The 666-nt window shown below is 64.9% G+C and carries 1 protein-coding gene and 1 pseudogene; both read right to left on the reverse strand.

Translation table 11 applies throughout. The features are described 5' to 3' along the window. Positions 1–348 (reverse strand): hypothetical protein (locus ACYVDE_RS25245; protein ID WP_460504264.1); only part of this gene is annotated, 348 nt, incomplete at its 3' end. Between the two features lie 59 nt (positions 349–407). Then, a pseudogene (locus ACYVDE_RS25250) lies at positions 408–666 on the reverse strand (hypothetical protein); the annotation flags it as partial.

Raw genomic sequence — 666 nt, forward strand, 5'->3', positions numbered from 1 at the left:
CACCACGGCATTGTGCGAGGGCAGGCGCGTGCCGGCCATCGACACGCCGGCCACCAGCGCGGCCATGCCCACCATCGAGAATGCCCGGCGGCGGAAGCGCTGGGGCTGCTCACGAATGAACAGCATTTGCTTCTGTACCCAGGTAGTGGGGGCAGCGGCTTCGGCCTCCTGGGTGGCCATTTCGTGCCAGCGCGTTACGGTGCTGTGGGCCTGCGTGGCGTCTTTGCGCAGGTAGTCTTCAACGGCGCGGGCCGAGGAGCGGGCGAGGTCGCCGCGCAGGTAGGCATCGCGGTATACCGGCAGCAGTTCGCCGGTCTGCGGGTCGAAGGGAGTAGCGGTAAGCTTCATGGTGGTTAAGGGAAAAAGGTAAAAAAAAACGTGGCTTAACCGGCCAGCCACTGGCCTAACTACTCGTTTTGTATCATGGGTTCTACCAGCGCAATGGCCCCGCGCATCACGGCTCGGGCAATGCCTAGGTTGGTATCGCGGCTTTCCACGGCGAGGTACACGAACACCCGCCCGCTGAGGGCCAGATGCAGCAAATGCAGCTGCGAAGGCAGCGTAAACAGCATTTCGTCGAGCCGCTCGGCCGTGGCTCCCATGGCCCGCAGCGACGCCTGCACCTGCCGCACCGCCTCGGCATTGAAGCCGGCTACCGCCGCCGGG

It is taken from the genome of Hymenobacter agri, from assembly GCF_054778495.1.